Source organism: Ruminococcus flavefaciens (assembly GCF_900116855.1).
Classification (GTDB): Bacteria; Bacillota; Clostridia; order Oscillospirales; family Ruminococcaceae; genus Ruminococcus; species Ruminococcus flavefaciens_R.
In genome coordinates this window covers 303,272-309,728 of record NZ_UETD01000005.1, presented here as the reverse complement: position 1 = coordinate 309,728, position 6,457 = coordinate 303,272, and the positions used below count along the sequence as shown (strand labels likewise).

The window sequence follows — 6,457 nt, the reverse complement described above, 5'->3', positions numbered from 1 at the left end:
TAAAACTACGTTATGAGGTATTACCATCCGTTTCCAGAAGCTATCCCTCTCTCAAAGGCAGGTTGCTCACGTGTTACTCACCCGTCCGCCACTAAGATAATCTAAGTAAACTCAAATTATCTCCGTTCGACTTGCATGTGTTAAGCGTGCCGCCAGCGTTCGTCCTGAGCCAGGATCAAACTCTTTATTAAAGTTGTATATATCAGATGCTTTCGCATCTAAAATATCGATCCTAATTCATAACGCTTGCGTTATTACTCTTCGTGTTTTTTTAAAGTCTTTTCTTGACTTCCCTTTATCTTCATAAAGGAATCTCAAGGGTCGTTACTTTTTATTCGCATTGTTCAATTTTCAAGATGCTGTTTTCTTTACTGCCTCTCTGAGGCAGCTTTAATATTATATCACTTTCCTTCGGGTTTGTCAAGCTCTTTTTTCAAATTTCTTTGATTTTTTCACTCGACCGCTTTCGCTTCCCTGTCGGACAGTAAATATATTATAACTCTTTTTTGCGACATTGTCAAGCACAAACTTTTCCACATTGTGTATATTTATGTGTTGAAAACCAACTATCAGCAGTAAAGCAGCTTTTTTACAGCAAAAAAAAGCACAGCCTAAAAGCTGTGCTTTATAGTGTTATCATGTGATCGCATTAAGATTAATGTTGCGGACATTTGTCGATCTGATCGTCCCCTGCTGTGTGGAAGTCAGCTCGTCCATGCCCTTTGGATATGTGCCCTTGTATCTGCCGTCTGCCATTTCAGAATAAACGACAGCCTGAACATTGTAATTGCTGACATAAATCTTATAGCAACCGTCGCCGTTATTATTGATGTTGTTTATTCCATCGCTGAAGGACCTGTTCCGAGCTGCATCCGCTGTAACCGCGGTACCGGCAGCATTGACCTTTTCACCTGTATGGCCGTCCCAGTAGAAGTAAAAATCTCCGTCACCTATATAGATGTTCTTCTGAGCGTCATTTTTTCTTACACTGTCAGCAGTCGGGTCTTTAACTATATTAAGGTCAGGCCTTTCCTTCATGCTGACTCTTGTGACCTCGGTCTGAGCCGCATTGAAAACGACCTTGGCTTTTGCATTAGCACTTCTCTCGCGTGATCTTCTTATAAAGTATCCCCATGAAGGCACGATTATTGCAAGAAGGATTCCGAGGATAGCCAGTACGATGACGAGCTCCATCAGGGTAAAGCCCTTCTTGGTTTTATTCGTTCTCATTGAAATGCACCTCCCAATACAATTCTTCATTTACATTATATCAAAAAGTTCACATTTTGTCAATAATGAAAATGAGTTTCACGGCGACAATTTTTGCGCCTGTTTATTGTGCATTTAGCCAGTATTCTCCGCTTCATTTCTGTAAAAAAATGCTCCCTCCGTGAGGAAGGAGCATTATTTTCATTTCATTTCAAGTTTCAGACTTGAGGTGATTATAAAGCCTTAGCAACTGCGCCAGCGAGTGCCTTAGAAAGGTCACCGTCGTTATCCTTGTTGTAGGACTTGTAGTTGTCAACTGTAACAACACCGCCAGGAGCTGTACCTGTGTATGTGTCGTCGAGAGCAACTGCTACTGCCTTACAAGCTGCGCCTTCGCACTGAGACACGAACTTAAGCTTCTTAGCCTTCTCCATGTAGTTCTCGATCTTTGCCCAGATCTTGCTTGCGTCAGTTCCTGTAGGAATTGTGCCGCCAACTGAAACTGTGTCTGTACCCTTTGTGTGGTTGATAGCTGTGATAGAGCCAGCATCCTGAGTCTCTTCATCAACTTCGATCAGAGTTGTGTTGATAGCCTTCTGAAGTGTGCTTGCTGTTGAGTTAGCCGAAGAAACCTTTGACTTCTTAACATAGCCGAGCATTGAAGGAACGAGGATTGCTGCGAGAACACCGATGATAGCGAGAACACCGATGATAGCGATAACAACGATGAGCTCAATAAGTGTAAAGCCTTTCTTTGTAGTTTTCATAAGAAAACCCTCCTTTAAAAATATAGATTTGTGAAGGTTCCTTGACTTCCACTCGATTTTTAGGTTCGGGGATTTTTTATCTCCCTTTCCCTTCCCTGTGATTATAGTATACCACCTTATTCACATAATGTCAACACTTTTTGAAAAAAAAATCCATATCTAAAGGCAGTTTTTACATTGGAACGGTGAATAGGCACTTATTTTTTAGGGTTTTCGTCGAATTGCACAAGAATCTGTGAATAAATTAATTATATTAGCTTGTTTTTGTTATATTCACAGTCAACTATACTTTATGTATAGGGGTATTTTGCTTCTTATATGCCCCTTTTTTTGATGTTTTTTCAGAAAAAAATCGATACTTTTTTATTTTTCCCCTTTTTCAGCAGAGAGTTTTTTATCATCTTCGGCAAAAAAATCTCTTTCCGTTCCGGCGACCACGGCTGCATTTAAACTTTATGTACTATTATAATAGTGTGTACATAATTGGTATGTTTTTATTTTTCCGCTGCCGGTCCTGCCTGCCAATAATTAATGCTGCCATTTATGAACGCTTTCGCCGCTAACCGATCCAACATAAAAGACCGCCGAACTAAACTGTCCGACGGTCCTGTCTGCTTTGTGTTTTTTATCAGCCCTGCATGGGAGCCTGCATAGCTCCTCCTCTGGGGCCGCCGCCGAGCTGAGCAAGGAAACGATAGAATTCCTGCTTGTCGAGGCACTTCTCAAGCGCATCGACCTCGGTGATGACATTCTTGGATACAAGTCTTGCGAGCTCCATATCCAGAGACATCATGCCCTGCTGCTTACCTGTCTGGATAGCAGACTGTACAAGGTGGATCTTATTATCACGGATCATAGCCGAGATAGCGTCAGTAACGTTAAGGATCTCCATTACGGCGATACGTCCAGTACCGTCTCTCTTAGGAATAAGTGTCTGAGAGATAACGGCAACAAGGTTGTTAGCCAGCTGGGTTCTGATCTGCTGCTGCTGATGCTCGGGGTAAACGTCGATGATACGGTTGATGGTATCAGCGGCGGATGTTGTATGAAGTGTTGACATAACGAGATGTCCTGTTTCGGCAGCGGTTACGGCAGCCTGAATGGTCTCAAAGTCACGCATTTCTCCTACGAGGATTACATCGGGGTCCTCACGGAGAGCAGCTCTCAGAGCGAGTGCGAAGCTCTGAACGTCATCGCCGATCTCTCTCTGGTTGACCATACATCTCTTATGCTCGTGAACGTACTCGATAGGGTCCTCGACAGTGATAACGTGAGCGCTTCTGTTGAGGTTAACGAAGTCAATCATAGCTGCGAGGGTAGTTGACTTACCTGAACCGGTAGGACCTGTTACGAGAACCAGTCCACGGGGGCGCATAGCGAAGTCAGCGAGGATCGGAGGAAGTCCGAGGTCCTCAAGTGTAGGGATATCGTTTCTCAGAAGACGGATAGCGATAGCGGGCTTGCCCTTCTGGAAGTATACGTTTACACGGTGACGGTAGCCGCTTCTTGTTGTGAACGAGAAGTCGGTATCGTGGTGGTTGTTTACGCTTGTCTGCTGAGCGTCGTTAGTCATCTGGTGAACGATGTTGAGTATTTCCTCCTCGTCCATTTCGGGGTACTGTGAACGCATGGTTCTCAGTGTACCGTTGAGACGTACAACAGGAGCGATCCTGTCTGTGAAATGAAGGTCAGAACAGCCGAGGAGTCTTACCTCGTCAAGTATTCTATGAATTTCGATTGCCATATTAATTATCCTCCCTAATTAGGTGCAAAGCCATTATACTGTATATGTAGCTCTTACAAGCTCGTCGATAGATGTTTCGCCAGCCTGTACAAGCTCGGCAGCGTTGTCACGGAGAAGCTTGGTTCCCTGTTCCTTGGCAGCCTTTTCGATCTCTTCCTTAGTACCGCCGCCCGCGATGATGGAAGAAACCTTTGTTGTACAGTGAATGATCTCATGGATAGCGGTTCTGCCTCTGTATCCTGTGTTATTGCAGGCAGGGCATCCGCCGGGCTCGAATATCTGTATAGAATGATCCAGACCCATAAGGTCATTTTCTTCGGGAGTTGTCATTCTCGGCTTCTTACAGTCGGGACAGAGTACCTTAACGAGTCGCTGAGCGATAACACCGATAAGTGAAGTAGCGACCATGTAAGGAGCAACGCCCATATCAACCAGACGGACAACTGTGGATGCAGCATCGTTGGTATGGAGTGTGGAGAGAACCAAGTGACCTGTGATAGCGGCACGGATACCGATATCTGCTGTCTCGGTATCACGCATCTCACCGATCATTACTACGTCAGGGTCCTGACGGAGGATAGAACGGAGGGCTGCGGCAAATGTCATGCCTGCCTTCGTGTTAACCTGACACTGGTTGATACCGTCGATAGCCTTTTCGACAGGGTCCTCAACGGTAACTACGTTTACGTTAGGCTTAGCGATCTCACCAAGAGCAGCGTAAAGAGTAGTTGTTTTACCTGAACCGGTAGGTCCTGTTACGAGGATAACGCCGTGAGGAACTCTCAGCATTGACTCGAACAGTGTATAGTTATAATCGGACATACCCAGATCAGTGATCTTACGGAGGGCGATCTGTCCTGTTGAAAGAATTCGGATAACGATCTTTTCACCGTGTACCATAGGAAGTGAGGATACACGGACATCAAGAGTTGTTCCGTCAACGACCTGTGTGAAACGGCCGTCCTGAGGGATTCTCTTCTCGGCGATATTCATGCCGCTGATGAGCTTGAAACGTGTTGTCAGGGCGCTGTGTACCGCACTGGAGATGTTCATGAGCTCTACGAGGTCGCCGTTAACACGGATTCGTATTCTTGTATACTTATCGAATGGCTCGATATGGATATCGGTAGCGTCTGCTCTGTATGAGTTCTCTACGATAGTTGTGGCAAGCTTAACGATAGGAGCGCTTTCAACTCTGTCCTTTGACTCAAGGTCAGCCTCGCTCATCTCACCGAGGTCGCCGCCCATCTGGTTAACGCCCTCGAGAACGCTGTCAACGTTCTGCATTGAGTAGCACTTACCTATTGCCTTATTGATAGCAGATGTAGTTGCAAGCACGGGGACTGTGTCCATACCTGTTGATACCTTGATATCCTCGAGAACAATGAAGTTTACAGGATCGTTGGTAGCAACTGTAAGACGCTTGCCCTGAACATTGATAGCGATTACGGTATGCTTTCTTGCCAGAGCCTCGGGAACCATCTGTACAGCATCTGTGTTGATCTCTACGTTATCGAGATCAACGTACTGAACTCTCAGGTTGCCTGCCAGTGCCTTCGCGAAGTTAACTTCAGACATGAAGCCCAGCTCAACTACAACGTCGCCGAATTTCTTGGAACCGTTGGATGCTTTCTGGGCGTCAAGGACCTGCTGAAGCTGCTCGCTTGTGATCAGCCCTTGATTGACTAAGTAGTCACCAATTCTCTCGTTTCTCATAAAAAACCTCCGCTTATTTTCTGAACACACGACAATATCCGTCATACCGCCGTGTATTCTAAAATTTTACTTGAATTTTCCATAATTTATGTTATAATAATATTATGTACATTAATAATAATGAAGGAGGGGTAAAATCATGTTCGGATTTGAAGATATGCTCCATAGTGAATTTACCGAGCTGCCATTCAAGATCATGTTTTACGTCATTATTTTCCTGTTCGGCATCTGCATCGGAAGCTTCCTTAACGTTGTGATCCTCAGGCTCCCCGCGGGCGAATCGATACTGGGTATCGGGGGCACGAAAGAGGATAAGGAAAAGGCTTCTCACTGCATGACCTGCGGTGCAAAGATCAGACCCATTGATCTGATACCTGTTTTCAGCTGGCTAATGCTCAGAGGAAAATGTCACAGCTGCGGTCAGAAGATCTCACCGCGCTATCCCATAGTCGAAGCCCTCAACGGTCTTCTCTACGTTCTGACGTTCTACGTTCTGGACATCAATGTTAAATCCATAATAACCTGCGTTCTCATGTCGTTCCTTATTGTTATAGGCTTTATCGACTGGGATACCAAAGACATTTACATAAGTATGCTTGTTGTCATACTCGTCCTTGCTGTTCCGCTTCACTTATTCTACTCAAGAGAGTACGAAGATGTCACACTGAAGAGCCGCATCATCGGAGCATTCATCATCAGCGTTCCCTTCTTCCTTATCGGAGAGATCAGCCGCCCGATCATCAGACGAAAGTTTGAAGAAGACTTCCGTGCTATCGAGCTGGGAGACAGCCTTATGATGTTTGCAGCAGGTGCGTTCCTCGGAACACAAGCTGTTATCGTTTCAACATTTATTGGTGTTATCGCAGCCGCTGTCGGCGGCATAATAGTCAAGGCAGTGACCAAGGATTCAAAGTTTGCATTCGGTCCGTTCCTTGCTATCGGAATTGCCATCGGTTCACTGTGGGGGCCTCAGATCGCTCAATGGTATCTTAATATTCCCGAAAGACTCAGCGGGAACTGA

5 protein-coding genes and 1 rRNA gene are annotated in these 6,457 nt (G+C 45.3%); 1 reads left to right on the top strand and 5 read right to left on the bottom strand.

Translation table 11 applies throughout. The annotated features are described in order from the left end of the window. From DSZ37_RS07190 to DSZ37_RS07170, 5 genes are all read right to left on the bottom strand, one after another. Positions 1-191: ribosomal RNA gene (locus DSZ37_RS07190) — 16S ribosomal RNA — on the bottom strand; the annotation flags it as partial. Positions 192-636: 445 nt separating this feature from the next. Then, positions 637-1,230, bottom strand: coding sequence for a type II secretion system protein (locus tag DSZ37_RS07185; RefSeq protein ID WP_181380264.1), 594 nt, complete (start codon positions 1,228-1,230; stop codon positions 637-639). Positions 1,231-1,442: 212 nt separating this feature from the next. Then, a complete protein-coding gene (locus DSZ37_RS07180) occupies positions 1,443-1,976 on the bottom strand; it encodes a pilin (protein ID WP_109726234.1) in 534 nt (177 codons plus the stop codon). A gap of 628 nt (positions 1,977-2,604) precedes the next feature. Then, entirely contained in the window at positions 2,605-3,720 is a 1,116-nt protein-coding gene (locus tag DSZ37_RS07175; protein WP_109726233.1) for a type IV pilus twitching motility protein PilT, read from the bottom strand. Between the two features lie 33 nt (positions 3,721-3,753). Continuing rightward, positions 3,754-5,436 carry a GspE/PulE family protein gene (locus DSZ37_RS07170; protein WP_109726232.1) on the bottom strand — a complete coding sequence of 561 codons (1,683 nt, stop codon included), beginning with the start codon at positions 5,434-5,436 and terminating at the stop codon, positions 3,754-3,756. A gap of 139 nt (positions 5,437-5,575) precedes the next feature. Here DSZ37_RS07170 and DSZ37_RS07165 point away from each other — a divergent pair, with 139 nt between their 5' ends. Continuing rightward, a complete protein-coding gene (locus tag DSZ37_RS07165) occupies positions 5,576-6,457 on the top strand; it encodes a prepilin peptidase (protein ID WP_109726231.1) in 882 nt (293 codons plus the stop codon).

What these genes read in the sequence shown, in the direction of transcription:
- DSZ37_RS07185 (WP_181380264.1), bottom strand. Translation starts at nt 1,230, where the DNA reads ATGAGAACGAATAAAACCAAGAAGGGCTTTACCCTGATGGAGCTCGTC.
- DSZ37_RS07180 (WP_109726234.1), bottom strand. Translation starts at nt 1,976, where the DNA reads ATGAAAACTACAAAGAAAGGCTTTACACTTATTGAGCTCATCGTTGTT.
- DSZ37_RS07175 (WP_109726233.1), bottom strand. Translation starts at nt 3,720, where the DNA reads ATGGCAATCGAAATTCATAGAATACTTGACGAGGTAAGACTCCTCGGC.
- DSZ37_RS07170 (WP_109726232.1), bottom strand. Translation starts at nt 5,436, where the DNA reads ATGAGAAACGAGAGAATTGGTGACTACTTAGTCAATCAAGGGCTGATC.
- DSZ37_RS07165 (WP_109726231.1), top strand. Translation starts at nt 5,576, where the DNA reads ATGTTCGGATTTGAAGATATGCTCCATAGTGAATTTACCGAGCTGCCA.